The organism is Paraburkholderia bannensis NBRC 103871 (genome assembly GCF_000685015.1).
In the GTDB taxonomy this organism is placed as follows: domain Bacteria; phylum Pseudomonadota; class Gammaproteobacteria; order Burkholderiales; family Burkholderiaceae; genus Paraburkholderia; species Paraburkholderia bannensis.
The window spans coordinates 332,944-349,573 of the sequence record NZ_BAYA01000005.1 but is presented as its reverse complement, the minus strand read 5'-3'; the positions used below and the strand labels follow the sequence as shown (position 1 = coordinate 349,573).

Sequence of the window (16,630 nt, the reverse complement as noted above, 5' to 3'; positions counted from 1 at the left end):
GGGCGTCACGCGCCGGTGGCCGCGCTTCAACGCCACGGCGCTTCCCTTAGCACGTCGGCCTGATAGAACGAGGCGAAGCGTTCGAGCTGGCGCTCGGCTTCGTCGCGCTCGACGCCTTCCTGGAGCACCGCGCTGCTGAATCCGGTTCGCTCCATTTGCAGCAACTGATCCGCGAGCACTTCGCCGGTCGCGCGCAGGTCGCCCTTGAAGCCCAAACGCCGCCGCACGAGCCACGCCTGGCTGAAGGCGCGCCCATCGGTGAACGCCGGGAAATGGAGTTCGACACGCGCCGCCGCTGCAATCTCCAGTGCATGCGCGAGCGGATCGGCGTCGTTGGGCAGAGCGAAAACAGCGTCCACTGCGTCGATGGTATCGAGAGTATCGGCCGCATGATCGCGGGCGCTCAAAAGGCGGATGCGTTGCTTCGTCATGCTGTTGCCTCTGCCGTGGCGCGCACGCTGTCCGCCGCCGCCTTGAAGGCGTCCACGCCCACGCGCCGCAGCGTTTCGATAAAGGTCTCGTTGCGCGCGCCGCACGGTTCGCGCAACGCAAGATAGCGCGCGATCAGCGCTTCGACGGCGTCGCACACTTCATGGGCCGCAAACGATGGCCCGATCACCTTGCCAGGCCGCGCGTCGCCGCTGCGGGTCGAACCGTCCGCGCCGCCGAGCGTGATCTGATACCACTCCGCGCCATCCTTGTCGACGCCGAGAATGCCGATATGCCCGCTATGATGATGGCCGCACGAGTTGATGCAGCCGCTGATATGCAGGTCGATTTCGCCGATGTCGTTCAGTTCGTCGAGATCCTGGTAGCGCTCCATGATTCGCTGCGCGATGGGCAGCGAACGTGCGTTGGCGAGCGCGCAAAAGTCGCCGCCGGGGCAGGCGATCATGTCGGTGAGCAGATGCACGTTGGCGCTCGCGAGCTGTTCGTCCACTGCCGCGTGCCAGAGCGCGAGCAGGTCGTCGGCGTGAACCCACGGCAGCACGATGTTCTGCGTATGCGTGACGCGCGCTTCGCCTGCGGAAAACCGCTCGGCAAGATCGGCAAGCCGTTCGAGTTGCACGGCCGACGCGTCGCCTGGCGCTTGCATGAGCCGCTTGAACGACAGCGTGACGATGCGCAGCGACGGCTCCCGGTGCGCCGCGACGTTACGTTCGAGCCAGCGCGCGAATTGCGGCGAGCGCGCCGCCTGCGCTTCACGCGCGGCGGTTGCTGCGGGGTCGGCGGGACGTTGCGCGAAGGCCTGCTCGGGCACCTGAAAAAAAGCGCTCACGCGTTCAAGCTCGGATTCGGGCAGGGTATGCGGGCCGCCGTCGCATTCGACGATCTGGCGGAACTCTTCCTCGACTTCGTCGATAAAGCGCTGTCCCTCGGTTTTCACGAGGATCTTGATGCGCGCCTTGTATTTGTTGTCGCGCCGGCCGAACTGGTTGTACACGCGCACGACGGCTTCGATGTAATTCATGATCTGCCGCCACGGCAGGAATTCGCGCAGCACCACGCCAATCAGCGGCGTACGGCCCATGCCGCCGCCCACCGCGACGCGAAAGCCCAGCTCGCCCTGCGCGTCGCGCACGAGACGCAAACCCACATCGTGCCAGTCGGTGGCGGCGCGATCCTCGGCGGCCCCGCTAATCGCGATCTTGAACTTGCGCGGCAGGTACGCGAATTCCGGATGCAGGGTCGTCCACTGGCGCATGATTTCCGCGAACGGACGCGGATCGGCGATCTCATCGGGCGCAATGCCCGCGCGCTCGTCGCAGGAGATATTGCGGATACAGTTGCCGCTTGTCTGGATGCCGTGCATATCGACCGTGGCCAGCAAGTCCATCACGTCGGCGGCTTTCTCAAGCGGAATCCAATTGAACTGAACATTGGTGCGCGTCGTGAAGTGCGCGTGATGCGTGGGCAGGTGCGTCGTGCCGAGCTTGCGCTGCGCGTCGAGTGCGCTGCGGTAGACGTCGGCGTGCGGGGCGTCGTATTCGCGAGCGATACGTGCGAGCACACGCAATTGCGCGCTCGATAGCTCGCCATACGGGACGGCGACGCGCAGCATGGGCGCATGGCGCTGCACGTACCAGCCGTTTTGCAGGCGCAAGGGGCGGAAGGCGACCTCGCTGAGCGTGCCGCGCTGCCAGCGCCCGATCTGGTCGCGAAACTGCGCGGCGCGGCTGGCCACGAAGGCCTTGTCGAATTCGTTGTAGCGATACATGGTGACTGCTTGAATGGCGGCGCAACCGGCCGGGAGGGATCGCCAACGGTATCGCGGGGCAGGCACGCTTCCAAGCAGCAGTTGATGCGAAAACGGGCGCAGCAGGGCGGATTTTTGACGGCGCTTGAGGGATTCCTGATGGGTTTGGCGTCACTCAGCGCGCCCGAACAGCGATATCTTCACGTCATCAACCCACCAGAAAACAACCCGGAGACGCCATGAAGCCGCATCGGCACTATCGCGAGGAAGATTGCTCGCTGCAGGATTTCATCGACCTGCTGGAGCGCGACCGCGATGCGGTGCAGACCCCGCACGCGCATAGCGTCCAGCAAGACGTGCCGATGTACGACTGCACGAACCTGAATCGCCTGCTGGACGACGCCGTGCGCCGCATGGCCGTGCAGGAGGAATGGGCCGATGTGCTGGAACACGGCGCGGGCGTGTTCGTGCTCAAGCGCGCTTACGCCGATACCGAAGTGATCGACGCAGCAAGCGCCGTGTTCGAAGCGATCATCCACGACGAACGCGCGGCGGGCGGCGCGGCCGCCGATCACTTCGCGAAGGCGGGGGCCAACGACCGCATCTGGAATGCGCAGCAAAAGCTCTGCTTGCGCGCGCCGGAAATCTTTGCGCGTTATTACGCGAATCCAGTGCTCGTGTCCGCGTCCGAAGCGTGGCTCGGCCCGTGTTATCAGATGACCGCGCAGGTCAATGTCGTGCGGCCGGGCGGCGCGGCGCAGCAGGCGCATCGCGACTATCACCTGGGTTTCCAGACGGTCGAGCAGGCGCAGCGCTATCCCGCGCAGGTGCATGCGATGTCGCCGTTCCTCACGCTGCAGGGCGCGGTGGCGCACAGCGACATGCCCGTCGAAAGCGGGCCGACGAAACTGCTGCCGTTTTCGCAGCGCTACGCGCCGGGTTATCTCGCGTGGCGGCGTCAGGACTTTCGCGATTATTTCGAGGCGCATCAACGGCAACTGCCGCTGGAAAAAGGCGACGTGATTTTCTTCAATCCCGCGCTCTTTCATGCGGCGGGCGAGAACCGCACGGCGCACGTGCAGCGGATGGCGAACCTGTTGCAGGTGTCGTCGGCGTATGGCCGGGCGATGGAGTCGCTCGATCGTGCGGCGATGTGCGAAGCGTTGTATCCGGTGCTGCTGGAGAAGGCCGCAAGCGAAGCTTTGACGGCAACGGAGATCGACGCCGCAATCGCCTCTTGTGCCGAGGGCTATCCGTTTCCCACCAATCTCGACAGTGACCCGCCGCTGGGCGGCCTGGCGCCCGCAAGCCAGCAAATGCTGTTTGGCCGCGCGCTCAAGGAAGCCTGGCGGCTGGAGGATTTCGTCGCGGCGATTCGCGCCCAGGAGCAGCGGCGGCTCGCCTGATATAAATACAGTCTATATGTACAGTTTAACTGTACATATGCTATGGTTCGGGAATGAACCGCCCATCGTCTTCCGAACCTGTCGATCTTGCTGCGCTCGCAGGCGAACTGCGCGTGAGCGTCGGCAAGCTGCTGCGCCGCGTGCGCGAGCATTCCCAATCCGATGACCTCACGTCCGCGCAAAAGTCCGTGCTCCTGCAACTGGAGCGCGGCGGCCCGGCGACCGTGTCGGCGCTGGCGCGCGCGGAGGGCGTCAAGCCGCAGTCCATGCGCATCACCGTCGCGGCGCTGGAAGCGCAAGGCGCGGTCAAAGGCAAAGCCGATCCCGATGACGGCCGCAAGACGCTCATCGACGTGACACCCAGGTTTCGCAAGGCGCTGCAAGCGAGCCGCGCGGCCAAGGAGGACTGGCTCGTACGCGCCTTGCAGGCGCAGCTGTCCGCTCGCGAACAGGCGCAACTCGCGGCCACCGTGGGCTTGTTGCAGCGCCTCGCGGACTTTTGACCATCCGATTCTGTTCCAGAAAAAGGGAGCACCTTTGATGCCCTGGTTGCACGCTATTGCGTATTTTTTCGGCGGTGCCTTGCTCACTAACGCCGTGCCCCATTTCGTGCGCGGCGTATCGGGCGCGCCGTTCCAAAGCCCGTTCGCGACGCCGCCCGGTAAAGGACTGTCGTCGTCCACGGTCAATGTGGTGTGGGGCTTCGCGAACCTCGTTTTCGCGTGGCTGCTGCTTGGCCACGTGGGCGATTTCGCGCTCAAGGAAACGGCGGACGCTTTGCCTTGCGGCGTTGGCATGCTAGCGATGGGCCTGTTCATGGCCCGGCATTTTGGCAGCCTGCACGGCGGGAACGCGCCGTAATAGCGTCAGCGAAGCCCGCATTACCCGTCGATTACGCGTTCTGCTTGAGCCGTCCCGCGAGTCGCGCGACGCGTTCGCCCAGATGCGCAGCGGTCTGCAGGTCGCTCGCGATGGGCGACAGTTCGGGCGAGACATCGTCCGATTGCGCCATCGCGCCGAGCCAGCCGCCAAGGCGGTTCATCTCGTCCGCGCTGCGGCCAGGCATCATGTCGACGCCCGCCCAGATCATGCCGTGCTGCGCGGCGAACAACGCCATCGCGATCAGCGAGCCAAGCTTGTCGCCGCTTTGCGCGCCCGAATTCGTGAAGCCCGCGGCGACCTTGTCGCGCCATGCCAGCGGCAACCATGCCGGGCGCGTACTGTCTTCCATGAACTTTTTCAGGCGCGAGCTGAGCGAGCCGTTATACGTCGGCGACCCGAAGATGATGGCGTCGCTGCCTGCGAGCGTTTCCCACGGCGTGTCGCCCTCGGCGACCTTGATGAGCAGCGCTTGCGCACCGGCGACGCGGCGCACGCCTTCGGCCACCGCTTCGGCTTGTTTGGCGGTGTGGCCGTAGCCGCTGTCGTAGACAATTGCAATTTTCATCTCTAACCTCTGTGCGTTTTCGGTGCTGGCATTGTCTGTATTTGCAACGCCGCCCAGAAGTTGCGCAACGGTTGAATCGCCATGAACTCAAGGTTGATAATCGCCGCAGCGTGTAGTGTTCCTGTCTGTTCCTGAGTGTTCCCGAGTATTCCCGATTGGAGGTTGGATGGATTCGTCCCAGCGTGTGCGGGCCATCATGTCGTTCGTCCAGGCAGCCGATGCCGGCAGCTTCGCGGCAGCCGGACGTATCCTGGGCGTGACGTCGGCGGCCGTCAGCAAGAACGTCGGCGGCCTTGAGCGGGCGCTGGGCGTCAGGCTGATGAACCGCACGACCCGCGCGCTCCAGTTGACCGAAGAAGGCGCGGCCTTTCTTAAGCAGGCGCGCATTGCGCTGGAGGCGCTGGACGCGGCCGTCGACACGATCGCGGCAAAGCGCAGCGGCCCTAACGGACGTATCCGCATTTCGACGAGTTCGGCCTTCGGGCGCGATCATCTGATGCCGGTGCTGCCGGGCCTGCTTGCCCGCTATCCGGGCTTGTCGGTCGAAGTGGATTTCGACGACCGGGTCGTCGATTTCGTGCGCGACGGTTATGACATTGCGATTCGCGGCGGGGCGATTCCCGACTCCAGTCTCGTTTCGCGGCCCATTTTCAAAATCAATCTCGCGCTGGTCGCTTCACCCGTTTACCTCGCCAATAAGGGCATTCCGCAGGCGCCGGACGACTTGACGCGTCATGCACTGATTGCGCGGCGCTTTCTGGGCGGGCGGGTGACGGTGTGGCATTTCAAGGGCGAGAACGACACCATCGTGTCGGTCGATCCATCGGAATCGGCGGTGTTGACGCTCTCCGCACCGGAGGCCGTGGTGCAGGCCGCAGTCGATGGCGTCGGGATCGCGCAGATCGGCGTGCATCTGGCGTGGCGGCATCTGCGCTCCGGCGCGCTCAAGATCGTCCTGGATCCCTGGCATCACCCGGGCGCATACGAAATGGCGTTGCAGTATCCGCATCGCGCGTTGATCGCGCCGCGCGTGCGCGCGACGATCGACTACCTCACGCAGGCGTTTGCCGAGGATCCGGCGCTGCACCGGCCGCTGGACGCGCTCGGCGATTTCGCGCTGTAAAGCGGTGCAATTGCACCACCTGAGGTTGAAGCACCTTCGACTTGCTCCCACGTTCTAAAGGAAATTCGCGGCATAGATAATCCGGCGGTATTCAACGAGCGAGGGCATGTCCATGACCGAATCGAATCTACCGACGCGGCGCGTCGACTTTACGGAAGTCGCTGCGGTTGCGCCCGCATTGGCCGAATACACCCGGCAATACGTTATCGGCGACCTGTGGGCGCGGCCGGGTCTTTCGAAGCGTGATCGGAGTCTTGCAACCGTCGCGGCGCTCGTCGCGCGTGGGCAGGAAGTGGGCTACAGCCATTACATCGAAGGCGCGCTGGATAACGGCGTGACGCCCGGCGAACTTGCCGAATTGCTGCTGCATCTGGCGTTCTACTCAGGCTGGCCGAATGCGCTTTCCGCGATTCAGGCAATGCGGGCGGCGTTTGTCGAGCGGGGTATCGACGCGAGCACGCTGCCGCCGGTTTGACGCCGGACGCTTGAGCCCTTAATCGTCGGACGAAATCCGTCCCCGCATTCCACCGTCTACCTCGTTCGTCTCCGGGAACACTATTCGCTTCGGGTTCGGCTAGACTCGACCGACCGGGTCATGCCGTCAACGACGAGTAGACAAAGGTGGATCATTCTTCCGATCTGATCATCGCCCGTCCCGAGGGCCTGTATTGCCCGCCAGGCGGCTTTTATATCGACCCGTGGCGGCCCGTCGAGCGAGCCGTCATTACCCACGCGCACGCCGATCACGCCCGCTTTGGCCACACGCGTTATCTGTGCGCTCAGGCGGGCCTGGGCGTGCTGCTGTCGCGCCTGCCGGGCATCGACGTGCAAGGCCTGCCCTACGGCGAAGCCGTCGATATCGAGGGCGTGCGTGTGTCGTTGCATCCCGCCGGGCATGTACTCGGGTCGTCCCAGGTGCGCGTCGAACATGGCGGGCGCGTGTGGGTGGCCTCGGGCGACTACAAAGTCGAACCCGATCCCACCTGCGCGCCGTTCGAGCCCGTGCGCTGCGATACCTTCATCACCGAATCGACTTTCGGACTGCCAATCTATCGCTGGGAGCCGTCGCAAACGATCTTCGACGGCATCGACGCCTGGTGGCAGCACAACGCCGCCGCTGGCCGCGCTTCCGTGCTGTTCTGCTATGCGTTCGGCAAGGCGCAGCGCGTGCTGGCGGGTGTGAATCGCGCCATCGGGCCGATCTTCTGCCACGGCGCGGTCGAGCCTTTGAATCGCGCGTATCGCGACGCCGGTGTCGACCTGCCGCCCACGCAACTCGTCAGCGACATTCCCGCGCGCGACAAGAGCGTGTTTGGCCAGGCGCTCGTGATTGCGCCGCCGTCCGCGCAGGGCAGCGCGTGGATGCGCCGCTTTGGCGACTACAGCGATGCGTTCGCGTCGGGCTGGATGCGTCTGCGCGGCACGCGGCGCAGACGCGGTGTGGATCGCGGCTTCGTGCTTTCGGATCATGCGGATTGGCCCGGGCTGCAATACGCCATCGGCGCGAGCGGGGCGCAGCGGGTGATCGTCACGCACGGCCAGATCGAGCCGATAGTGCGATGGCTCACCGAACAGGGGCTCGACGCTGGAGCCTTCGCGACCGAATACGGCGACGAGACCGCCGAAGCCGAAAATAGCAACCCGGACGCCGCGCAATGAAACGCTTCGCCGCGCTCTATGCCGCGCTGGACGCGACGACCTCGACCAACGACAAGCTTGAGGCGCTGGTCGCCTATTTCGCGAGCGCGCAGCCCGAGGACGCCGCGTGGGCCGCGTATTTTCTGGCAGGCGGCAAGCCGCGCCAGTCCGTGCCCACGCGGGTGCTGGTCGAATGTGCGCGCGAACGCGCGGGCCTGCCAGCGTGGCTGTTCGAGGAGTCGTACCAGGCGGTCGGCGACCTGGCCGAAACCATCGCGCACGTCCTGCCGCCCGCGACGCGCGAAACGGAACTGGGCCTCGCGCAATGGATCGAGGAGCGCGTGCTGACCTTGCGCGGCATCGACGCCGATGCGCTGCGCGAGCGCCTGCGCGGCTACTGGGACGAGCTGAACTGGAGCGAGCGCTTTTTGCTGACCAAGCTGATTGGCGGCGGCTTTCGCGTGGGCGTGTCGCGGCAACTGGTCGTGCGCGCACTCGCCCGCGTGGCCGGCGTCGATCACAAGCGCATCGCGCAGCGCATGGTCGGCTGGACGGATTCGCGACAGGCGCCGCGTGCTGCCCGCTATCTGCGGCTGATTGCGCCCGAGTCCGAAAGCGACGACGTCGATGCGCCGCATGAGAGCGATATCGGCCTGCCGTATCCGTTCTTTCTTGCGCATCCCTTGCAGGCCGATCCCGCGACGCTTGGCGCGGTGGCGGACTGGATCGTCGAATGGAAATGGGACGGCATTCGCGCGCAACTGGTCAAGCGTGCGGGGCGCACGTGGATCTGGTCGCGCGGCGAGGATCTCGTCACCGAGCGCTTTCCGGAACTGCTCGCGCTCGCCGAGAGCTTGCCCGACGGCACCGTGATCGACGGGGAAATTCTTGCGTGGGAGCCGGATGCGCTGGCGCCGCTGCCGTTCGCGCGTCTGCAGCCGCGCATCACGCGCAAGTCGCTCACGAAGAAAGTGCTCAGCGAATCGCCGGCGGCGTTGCTCGCTTATGACCTGCTCGAAGCGCAGGGGCAGGATCTGCGCATGGCGCCGCTTGCGCAGCGGCGCGCGCGGCTCGAAGCGCTTGCGCAGGCGTTGCCTGCGTTGCGCGTGTCGCCGCTCGTCAGCGCGTCGAGCTGGGGCGAACTGGCGGCGCTGCGCGAGCAAAGCCGTTCGCGCGGCGTCGAAGGGCTCATGCTCAAGGAGCGCGCGTCGATGTACGGCGTGGGCCGCACCAAGGAATCCGGCACCTGGTGGAAGTGGAAGATCGACCCGTACGCCATCGACGCGGTGCTGCTGTACGCGCAGCGCGGCCATGGGCGGCGCGCGAGCCTCTATACGGATTTCACGTTCGCGCTCTGGGACGAAGCCGATGGCGTGCGCACGCTGGTGCCCTTCGCCAAGGCCTATTCGGGCCTCACCGACGAGGAAATGCGCAAGGTTGACGCGGTCGTTCGCAAGACGACGATCGAGAAGTTCGGCCCGGTGCGCAGCGTGACGCCCACGCTCGTGTTCGAGATCGGCTTTGAAGGGATACAGGCAAGCCCGCGCCATAAGTCGGGGATTGCCGTGCGCTTCCCGCGCATGTTGCGCTGGCGAACCGACAAGTCCATCGAGGACGCCGATACGCTCGCCATGCTCAAGGGCTTTCTCGACGAGGCGCAAGCATGAATGCGCCGCGCCCGCGCCGCATTCCGCGCACGCGGGACGCACAGGCGAAGCTCGACGCCGCGGCGGCAGAGCAGTTCCATCCCGACCCGTTCGAATACGACGCCGAATTCGCTGCCACGCAGGCGCAGACGCCCATCGAGCAACGCATCGCGCAGTGGTTTGACGCACGCGGCTGGCAGCCTTTCGAGTTCCAGCGGGAAATATGGCGTGAGATCGCGCGGGGCGCGAGCGGGCTATTGCACGCGAGTACCGGGGCGGGGAAGACGTGGGCCGTGTGGATCGGCGCTCTGGCGGCTTACGCTGCCTCACCTGTCTCACGTGTCTCAGCTGCATCGTCGGGGCGCAATGCGTTGCCCGCGCCGCTCACGGTGCTGTGGATCACGCCGATGCGCGCGCTCGCAGCCGATAGCGCCCGCGCGCTGCAAAGCGCGGTGCAAGGCGTGGGCGTGCCCTGGACGGTCGGGCTGCGTACGGGCGACACCTCGTCCACCGAACGCGCGCGGCAGAACCGCCGCATGCCGTCCGCGCTCGTCACCACGCCCGAAAGCCTCACGCTGATGCTCACGCGTGCGGACGCGCAGGCAACGCTTGCGAATGTGCGTCTCGTGGTCGTCGACGAATGGCATGAGCTGCTGGGCAACAAGCGCGGCACGCAGGTGCAACTGGCGCTCGCGCGTCTTGCCCATTGGCGGCCCGCGCTCCAGGTGTGGGGACTATCTGCGACGCTGGGCAACCTTGCGCTTGCGCACGATGCGCTGCTGCATTCGGTGCGCACGCCGCGCGTGGTCGTGCGCGGCGCGCAGCCCAAGACGCTGATCGTCGACACGCTGATCCCGGCAACGATCGAGCGCTTTCCGTGGGGCGGCCACCTCGGCACGCGCCAGGTCGAAGCCGTCGCCGAGGGGATCGACGCCGCGCGAAGCTCGCTCGTATTCACGAACACGCGCTCGCAGGCCGAGATCTGGTATCGCGCGCTGCTGGAGCAGCGGCCCGACTGGGCAGGCGTGATCGCGCTGCATCATGGCTCGCTCGACAAGGAGGTGCGCGACTGGGTCGAATCGGGCCTGAAAAACGGCGTGCTGAAAGCCGTCGTGTGCACGTCGAGCCTCGACCTGGGTGTGGACTTTCTGCCCGTGGAGCGGGTGTTCCAGATCGGCTCGCCCAAGGGCGTCGCGCGCCTGATGCAGCGCGCAGGCCGCTCCGGCCACGCGCCGGGGCGCACCTCGCGTGTCACGCTCGTGCCGACCCATGCGCTCGAACTGGTCGAGGCGGCGGCAGCGCGCTGGGCGATCGAAGGCGGCCGCATCGAGGGCCGCGATATGCCGCTCAAGCCGCTGGACGTGCTCGTGCAGCATCTCGTGACCGTGGCCATCGGCGGCGGCTTCACGCGCGCGGCGATCTACGACGAAGTGCGTACGGCCTACGCCTATCGCGATCTCACAGCGGACGAGTTCGACTGGGCGCTGGCCTTCGTGGAGCGCGGCGGCACGTCGCTCGCCGCGTATCCGGACTTCCACCGCGTGCAGGCCGACGCCGATGGCGTCTATCGCGTCGTGCGCGACGACCTGGTGAAACGTCATCGCAACAATGTTGGGACTATCGTTGCTAACGCAACAATCAATGTTGCGTACCTGAGCGGCGGGCGCATAGGCGCAATGGAGGAATCGTTCATCTCGCGCCTGAAGCCCGGCGACGTATTCACGTTCGGCGGCCGCTCGCTCGAACTCGTGCGGGTGCGCGACATGACCGCGTACGTCAGGCGCGCAAGCTCGTCGCGGGGCGCCATGCCGCAGTGGGCGGGCAGCAAAATGCCCTTGTCGTCGGAGCTGGCGGACGCCGCGCTCGTGATGCTCGCGCGTGCAAACGACCAGATCTATGACGAGCCGGAAATGCGTGCAATCAAGCCGCTGCTCGACATCCAGGCGGCCTGGTCGGCGCTGCCCGGCCCAGGCGTTCTGGTCGCCGAACAGGTGCGTACGCGCGAGGGCCATCACTTCTTCTGCTATCCGTTTGCGGGACGCATGGCGCATATCGGGCTGGGATCGCTGATCGCCTGGCGCGTCGCACGCGAACAGCCGAGCACGTTTTCGATCTCGATGAACGACTATGGATTCGAGTTGTTGTCGGCGCAACCATTCGACTGGGAGGCGCTGATCGAAGTGGGGCTGCTCTCGCCGGACAATCTCGAACACGACATTCTCGCGAGCCTCAACGCGTCCGAGCTTTCCGCGCGCCGGTTCCGGGAGATCGCGCGGGTTGCGGGGCTGGTCTTTCAGGGGCATCCGGGCCAGCAAAAAAGCGCGCGCCAGTTGCAGGCGTCCAGCAGCCTCTTTTACGAGGTCTTTCGCAAGCACGACAGCACCAACCTGTTGCTCGAACAGGCCGACCGCGAAGTCATGTTGCAGGAACTCGAATTGCAGCGCATTCGCGCGGCGCTCGTGCGCATGAGCGAGAGCCGGCTGGTGCTCACGCACCCGAAGAAGCCCACGCCGTTTGCGTTTCCCTTGATCGTCGGGCGCCTGCGCGAGAAGGTCACGACCGAGAAACTGGCCGATCGCGTGGCGCGCATGCTCGCCGAACTCGAAAAGGCCGCGCCGTCCCCGTCAAACGAGGATCGTCATGAGCGCTGAAACGCTGACGATCGACGTGGGCGGTCGCATGCTGACGCTTTCGGCGTGGCGCGCGGCGTTCGATCCGGTGCTCAAGAGCCTGTTCGTTGCCGACGTGCATCTGGGCAAGGACGCCGTGTTCCGCGCGCGTGGCGTGCCGGTGCCGGTCGGATCCACGCTCGAAACGCTCGGGCGGCTGGACAACCTGATTGCCGAACATCGGCCCGAATCGATTTTCTTTCTCGGCGATTTATTGCATGCACGGGAATCGCACGCCGAGGAAATGCTCACTGCGTTGCGCGATTGGCGCTTGCGCCATAGCGGTGTGCGTCTCGTGCTGGTGGAAGGCAATCACGATAGGCACGCGGGCGCGCTGGCGGACGAATTCGGCGTGGAAACCGTGAGCGAGCCGTACCGGCTTGGGCCGTGGGCGCTCTGCCATCACGCGCGGACGGTAGACGGTGCCTATGTGCTCGCAGGCCATGAGCATCCGGTGATTCGCCTGGCGACGGGTTTCGATCGCGTGCGCCTGCCGTGTTTTCGCTTTGGGGCGCGCGTCGGTGTGCTGCCGGCGTTCGGCGCGTTTACCGGTGGCTTCGAGGTGCGCGCGGACGCAGCGGGCGACGAAGTCTATGCGGTGGCCGGCGAGCGGGTGGTGCGGGTGCGCAATAGATAAACCGGCGCAGGCTGCACCACCCGCTGCGGTGTTTCAACGCCAGCGCAGGCCCTTGAACGGATTCCAGTCGTTGTCGCCTTTTATCTGCTTCAGGTAATAGGAGTAATTCACGCTCATGGCATAAAGCATCCCCAGCGCGCAGTTGATGCCGATATCCACGCCGACCGGCACATCGATATTGGTCAGCATTTCGAACAGCAGTTCGATGACGATGCTCGCGAGCATCACGCCCCACAGCGACAGCGCCCTGCGCCACATGCCCAGATAGAGAAAATAGAGCGGGCCAAAGAAAAAGCCGGCATAGCTTGTATTGATCAGCCGTTTCTTGCCGCGCGGCAAGGCCTTGAATGCGTCGCGCGATCCGGGCGACGACAAGGGGCCATACGTTTCAAAGAACGCGAATCGCTCGCGCCACTTGGGTTTCGTCGCAGGGTCGTTCATCACCGCCGTATAGCGATCTTCGCTGGTCGCAATCGTGTTCAACGCATGGCTCCTCGTGATCGTATGTCGTACGCATACAGCAGCGAATCGATCCGCGCTGTGCATCATTATTCCTGCCGGCGTGATGATAGCGCCAGTCGCGATGTTCTTTTGTGACGGTGTGTCGGTTGTCTCCCGCGCTTTCATCCAGGAAGCGAAGCGACGGCGGTGGCGAGAATTGCGAGTTCGTTCTTTTTCCATCAGCTTTCTTTATCGTGCCGTTGCGCGGCGTATGCGCCGTGCGTGATCGCAATGCCTCCCTTACTCGTCATTACACAGGGGACGTCCCGCGTTTTCTTCATGCCGACGCGCGCGAGGACGGTGTGGTGCTCGTCGGCAAAGTCCGCATCTTGATGGTTTACCCACCCTTTGAGGCCGCGATGGCTTCCCGATATCGTTGCGCCGCAACTGCAGCCCGATGACGTTGTGTGCGCTGCCTGGTTGGCAATCCACTGGCTTTCATTATCGATAGGAATGCTGATCGAAAAAATCGCCGAAGCAATCCCACGAGAAAACCCCAAGAGCAAAGTTAACCGCCTGGTCAATGACAAGCATTCACGGAGACGAAGCATGAGATCACTACACCAGGAGCACCTGGTTCATCGCACACAGTTGCATGCATCCGCACGCGCGCGCATCGCGTCGTGGCTAACGTGGTTCGCTATCGCGCTGGTTGGCGGCCTGATGGCGGCGTGCGGCAGCGGGGGCGGCGGCAATGTGAACAGCACCGCTGCGGCCAGCGTGCCCCTGGCGGTGGTGACGCCGGTCACGGACTGTTCGAAACTTGCTGCCGTGGACATCACGGATATCGGCGGCGCGGGCAGTGCGATCAGTTCGGCGAGTGTGACGACGGCCACTATCAACGGCGCATCGGTAAGCTTTTGCACCGTGAAAGGCACGCTCGCGCCGTCCAATACCTTCGAAGTCGCGCTGCCGGTCAGCACCTGGACGCAACGCTTTGCGGAGCTGGGTTGCGGCGGCCTGTGCGGCACGCTGAGCGACCCTACGCAGCAGAGCTCGTTCAGCTTCAGCTACACCTGTCCGCTCGTGCAGCAGGGCGGTTTTGTGACCGCCGCCACCGACATGGGACATACGGGTTCAAGCAGCGACTGGACGAAGAACGACCAGCAGCGTGCGGACTTCGCTTATCGCGGCCAGCACATCACGACGCTCGCGGCCGAAAGACTCATCAAGGCGTACTACGGGCAGACCCAGAAGTACGCGTACTTCATTGGCTGTTCGGATGGCGGGCGCGAAGGCTTGATGGCGGCGCAGCGCTATCCCAACGATTACAACGGCATCGTCGCGGGCGCGCCCGCCGCGCATTTCCAGATCCAGAATTCGCTGTATCACGGCTGGAGCGTGGAATCGCAAAGCACGACCGGCGACAGCACCGGCAACGCGACGCTTTATGCCGACAAGGCGCTCGTGCTGCACAAGGCGGTCGTGGCGGCATGTGGCGGCCAGGCGGGCGTGGCCGACGGGCTGTTGGCCGACCCGCGCACCTGCAACTTCGATCCTGCCTCGATCGAGTGCGCGAAGGGCGCCACCAGCACGAGCAACTGCCTGACCGCCGCCGAAGTCGCGACGGCCAGCAAAATCTACGGTGGCCCGGTCGATGCAACGACCGGCGAGCGCATGCTGGCAGGCTCGCCGCAATTCGGATCGGAGGCGAACTGGATCGGCGTGGAAGTGCCCACCACGAATTCGACGGATGCGCCGGTGCCGGTGACGAGTCTCTTCAGCTACATGATCGTGTCGGGCGCGTACAACCTGATCTTCACCGGCACGCCGACGATGCCGACCGTCGACACCTTCGGCTTTACCGACGCAAGCTTCTATGCGAACTATCTGCAGGCGAACCACGCGCTCAACGATGCGACGAACCCGGATCTTTCCGCATTCCACAAGGCGGGCGGCAAGCTGATCCTGTGGCATGGCTGGGCCGACCAGCACATCTCGCCGCTCTTCACGATCCAGTATTACGAAGCGATGCAGAACACCATGGGCTCGACGGCGGTGAGCGATTTCGCACGCCTTTATCTGGTGCCGGGCGTGGGTCATTGCGGCGGCGGCGAAGGCTTCCCGAATATCGACCTGGTCTCGCAGATCACGGCCTGGAGCGAGCACGGCACCGCGCCGAACGCCGTCATGACGTACCAGACCGACACGTCGAACAACGTGACGGCGAGCCGTCCTGTCTATCCGTATCCGGCTGTGGCGCAATACACCGGCAGCGGCGACTGGCATAGCGGCGCAAGCTGGACGCAAGGCCCGGCGCTCTACAACGAGCCGACGCATACGTGGGCAGGCGCGAGCTTCTACACCCCGTACACGGCGACCTCGCTGGGCGTTGCCGCGCCTTGATCGACCTTAATCTGTCTTGACGGGCGAGGGCGGACGCGCAGCGCTTGACGGCTGCGCGTGCGCTTATCAAAGCCCCAGACAAACCGCGCCGGCCGCGACGACCACGCACGCGAGCCAGCGCGTCTGGCTGACCTGCTCGCGCAACACCGTCCGGCCGATCAACACGGCGAACACCACGCTGGTCTCGCGCAACGCCGACACCGCACCCATCGCGCCCGACTGGAGCGCCCAGATCACGATGCCATAGGCGGCAATCGACACGAGGCCGCCTGCGAGCGACGAGACGATGGAAAGCGGCTCGTCGCGCAACGGCTTCCAGAGCGGCGCGAAGCCGCGCATGGCGACGAACAGCACCGGCATGAGCCAATAAAACAGGAACATCCACGCTGTATACGCGATCGACTGCCCGTCGGACAGACGCACGCCCATGCCGTCGATGACGGTGTAAAGCGCGATGGTCGCGCCGGTCGTCAAGGCGGCCAGCAATCCACCGCGCGACACATGGCGTCCCAGCAGCGCGATCGCGATGATGCCGCCCGAGATCATGGCGATGCCCAGCACGTGCAGAGGGCCGATGGCCTCATGCGCGAACAGCGCTGCGCCGAGCGTGACGAGCAGCGGCGACGACCCTCGCGCGATGGGGTACGCGAGCGCCAGGTCGTTGCGCCGATACGAGCGCACCAGGCTCACGTTGTAGAAAATATGGATGAAGCCCGATGCGACGATGTAGGGCCACGCGGCGCTGGCAGGTAGCGGATTGTTCAGGATGACGAAAGAGGCGACCACGGCGATGGCAATACTCATCCACGTCATCGAAAGGAAGCGGTCGCGGTTGCCATGGAGCATCGCGTTCCAGCTTGCGTGAAGCATGGCGGCCAGGAGGACAACGCCGCCGGTGTAACTGAGCATGGAGAGAGTGGCCGAAAAGTAAGGGGTAGCATCGAATAGCGGTCTATCTGGGAGAATAACTATCTTGTAGTGACCCGACAAACCAGATAAATTGCCATTTCGCATCAGACA

Annotated in this window: 15 protein-coding genes; 10 read left to right on the top strand and 5 right to left on the bottom strand. The window is 64.8% G+C overall.

All coding sequences use genetic code 11. The annotated features are described in order from the left end of the window. Positions 1 to 26 precede the first annotated feature (26 nt). Positions 27 to 431, bottom strand: a complete 405-nt coding sequence (locus tag BBA01S_RS10360; protein ID WP_027816366.1) for a DUF934 domain-containing protein — start codon at positions 429 to 431, stop codon at positions 27 to 29. After that, positions 428 to 2,218 (bottom strand): nitrite/sulfite reductase, encoded by a 1,791-nt coding sequence (locus tag BBA01S_RS10355; protein ID WP_027816365.1) that lies wholly within the window; start codon positions 2,216 to 2,218, stop codon positions 428 to 430. The genes BBA01S_RS10360 and BBA01S_RS10355 overlap by 4 nt, the downstream gene beginning before the upstream one ends. A 218-nt stretch (positions 2,219 to 2,436) precedes the next feature. Between BBA01S_RS10355 and BBA01S_RS10350 the strand changes: the two genes are divergently transcribed. Genes BBA01S_RS10350 through BBA01S_RS10340 form a run of 3 tightly spaced genes read left to right on the top strand, consistent with a single transcriptional unit; the run spans position 2,437 to position 4,464 of the window. Continuing rightward, positions 2,437 to 3,603 (top strand): phytanoyl-CoA dioxygenase family protein, encoded by a 1,167-nt coding sequence (locus tag BBA01S_RS10350; protein ID WP_027816364.1) that lies wholly within the window; start codon positions 2,437 to 2,439, stop codon positions 3,601 to 3,603. 53 nt (positions 3,604 to 3,656) lie between these two features. After that, positions 3,657 to 4,106 carry a MarR family winged helix-turn-helix transcriptional regulator gene (locus tag BBA01S_RS10345; protein WP_027816363.1) on the top strand — a complete coding sequence of 150 codons (450 nt, stop codon included), beginning with the start codon at positions 3,657 to 3,659 and terminating at the stop codon, positions 4,104 to 4,106. A gap of 37 nt (positions 4,107 to 4,143) precedes the next feature. Beyond that, on the top strand, positions 4,144 to 4,464 hold the full coding sequence (locus tag BBA01S_RS10340; RefSeq protein WP_027816362.1) for a hypothetical protein: 321 nt from the start codon (positions 4,144 to 4,146) through the stop codon (positions 4,462 to 4,464). Positions 4,465 to 4,495: 31 nt separating this feature from the next. On the opposite strand, the gene BBA01S_RS10335 is transcribed toward BBA01S_RS10340, so the two are convergent. Beyond that, entirely contained in the window at positions 4,496 to 5,050 is a 555-nt protein-coding gene (locus tag BBA01S_RS10335) for a flavodoxin family protein (RefSeq protein ID WP_027816361.1), read from the bottom strand. Between the two features lie 166 nt (positions 5,051 to 5,216). Between BBA01S_RS10335 and BBA01S_RS10330 the strand changes: the two genes are divergently transcribed. The 6 genes from BBA01S_RS10330 to pdeM all read left to right on the top strand — a co-directional run bounded on the left by BBA01S_RS10330 (position 5,217) and on the right by pdeM (position 12,763). Then, the gene (locus BBA01S_RS10330) at positions 5,217 to 6,173 is read left to right on the top strand and encodes a LysR family transcriptional regulator (protein ID WP_027816360.1); all 957 of its coding nucleotides are present in this window, start codon (positions 5,217 to 5,219) and stop codon (positions 6,171 to 6,173) included. Between the two features lie 106 nt (positions 6,174 to 6,279). Next, positions 6,280 to 6,648, top strand: a complete 369-nt coding sequence (locus BBA01S_RS40810; RefSeq protein ID WP_042296779.1) for a carboxymuconolactone decarboxylase family protein — start codon at positions 6,280 to 6,282, stop codon at positions 6,646 to 6,648. 146 nt (positions 6,649 to 6,794) lie between these two features. Then, the gene (locus BBA01S_RS10320; protein ID WP_027816359.1) at positions 6,795 to 7,832 is read left to right on the top strand and encodes a ligase-associated DNA damage response exonuclease; all 1,038 of its coding nucleotides are present in this window, start codon (positions 6,795 to 6,797) and stop codon (positions 7,830 to 7,832) included. Continuing rightward, the gene (locus BBA01S_RS10315; protein WP_027816358.1) at positions 7,829 to 9,478 is read left to right on the top strand and encodes an ATP-dependent DNA ligase; all 1,650 of its coding nucleotides are present in this window, start codon (positions 7,829 to 7,831) and stop codon (positions 9,476 to 9,478) included. Before BBA01S_RS10320 ends, BBA01S_RS10315 begins: the two co-directional genes overlap by 4 nt. Beyond that, positions 9,475 to 12,108 carry a ligase-associated DNA damage response DEXH box helicase gene (locus BBA01S_RS40805; protein ID WP_042296665.1) on the top strand — a complete coding sequence of 878 codons (2,634 nt, stop codon included), beginning with the start codon at positions 9,475 to 9,477 and terminating at the stop codon, positions 12,106 to 12,108. The genes BBA01S_RS10315 and BBA01S_RS40805 overlap by 4 nt, the downstream gene beginning before the upstream one ends. Beyond that, on the top strand, positions 12,098 to 12,763 hold the full coding sequence (gene pdeM / locus BBA01S_RS10305) for a ligase-associated DNA damage response endonuclease PdeM (protein WP_027816357.1): 666 nt from the start codon (positions 12,098 to 12,100) through the stop codon (positions 12,761 to 12,763). Before BBA01S_RS40805 ends, pdeM begins: the two co-directional genes overlap by 11 nt. Positions 12,764 to 12,796: 33 nt before the next feature. Here pdeM and BBA01S_RS47860 read toward each other — a convergent pair whose 3' ends face one another. Next, complete coding sequence (locus BBA01S_RS47860) at positions 12,797 to 13,444, bottom strand: DUF2628 domain-containing protein (protein ID WP_218004236.1); 648 nt, start codon at positions 13,442 to 13,444, stop codon at positions 12,797 to 12,799. 369 nt (positions 13,445 to 13,813) lie between these two features. Between BBA01S_RS47860 and BBA01S_RS10295 the strand changes: the two genes are divergently transcribed. Then, entirely contained in the window at positions 13,814 to 15,610 is a 1,797-nt protein-coding gene (locus BBA01S_RS10295; protein ID WP_042296663.1) for a tannase/feruloyl esterase family alpha/beta hydrolase, read from the top strand. 66 nt (positions 15,611 to 15,676) lie between these two features. Here the strand turns inward: BBA01S_RS10295 and BBA01S_RS10290 are convergent, their stop codons facing one another. Beyond that, positions 15,677 to 16,519 carry a DMT family transporter gene (locus BBA01S_RS10290; protein ID WP_027816354.1) on the bottom strand — a complete coding sequence of 281 codons (843 nt, stop codon included), beginning with the start codon at positions 16,517 to 16,519 and terminating at the stop codon, positions 15,677 to 15,679. Positions 16,520 to 16,630 lie beyond the last annotated feature (111 nt).

Bases quoted from the DNA above. Each gene is read 5' to 3' on its own strand.
- BBA01S_RS10345 (WP_027816363.1), top strand. From the start codon at position 3,657: ATGAACCGCCCATCGTCTTCCGAACCTGTCGATCTTGCTGCGCTCGCA.
- BBA01S_RS10340 (WP_027816362.1), top strand. From the start codon at position 4,144: ATGCCCTGGTTGCACGCTATTGCGTATTTTTTCGGCGGTGCCTTGCTC.
- BBA01S_RS40805 (WP_042296665.1), top strand. From the start codon at position 9,475: ATGAATGCGCCGCGCCCGCGCCGCATTCCGCGCACGCGGGACGCACAG.
- BBA01S_RS10290 (WP_027816354.1), bottom strand. From the start codon at position 16,519: ATGCTCAGTTACACCGGCGGCGTTGTCCTCCTGGCCGCCATGCTTCAC.
- BBA01S_RS10355 (WP_027816365.1), bottom strand. From the start codon at position 2,218: ATGTATCGCTACAACGAATTCGACAAGGCCTTCGTGGCCAGCCGCGCC.
- BBA01S_RS40810 (WP_042296779.1), top strand. From the start codon at position 6,280: ATGTCCATGACCGAATCGAATCTACCGACGCGGCGCGTCGACTTTACG.
- BBA01S_RS10335 (WP_027816361.1), bottom strand. From the start codon at position 5,050: ATGAAAATTGCAATTGTCTACGACAGCGGCTACGGCCACACCGCCAAA.
- BBA01S_RS10295 (WP_042296663.1), top strand. From the start codon at position 13,814: ATGAGATCACTACACCAGGAGCACCTGGTTCATCGCACACAGTTGCAT.
- pdeM (WP_027816357.1), top strand. From the start codon at position 12,098: ATGAGCGCTGAAACGCTGACGATCGACGTGGGCGGTCGCATGCTGACG.
- BBA01S_RS10330 (WP_027816360.1), top strand. From the start codon at position 5,217: ATGGATTCGTCCCAGCGTGTGCGGGCCATCATGTCGTTCGTCCAGGCA.
- BBA01S_RS10360 (WP_027816366.1), bottom strand. From the start codon at position 431: ATGACGAAGCAACGCATCCGCCTTTTGAGCGCCCGCGATCATGCGGCC.
- BBA01S_RS10350 (WP_027816364.1), top strand. From the start codon at position 2,437: ATGAAGCCGCATCGGCACTATCGCGAGGAAGATTGCTCGCTGCAGGAT.
- BBA01S_RS47860 (WP_218004236.1), bottom strand. From the start codon at position 13,444: ATGGAAAAAGAACGAACTCGCAATTCTCGCCACCGCCGTCGCTTCGCT.
- BBA01S_RS10315 (WP_027816358.1), top strand. From the start codon at position 7,829: ATGAAACGCTTCGCCGCGCTCTATGCCGCGCTGGACGCGACGACCTCG.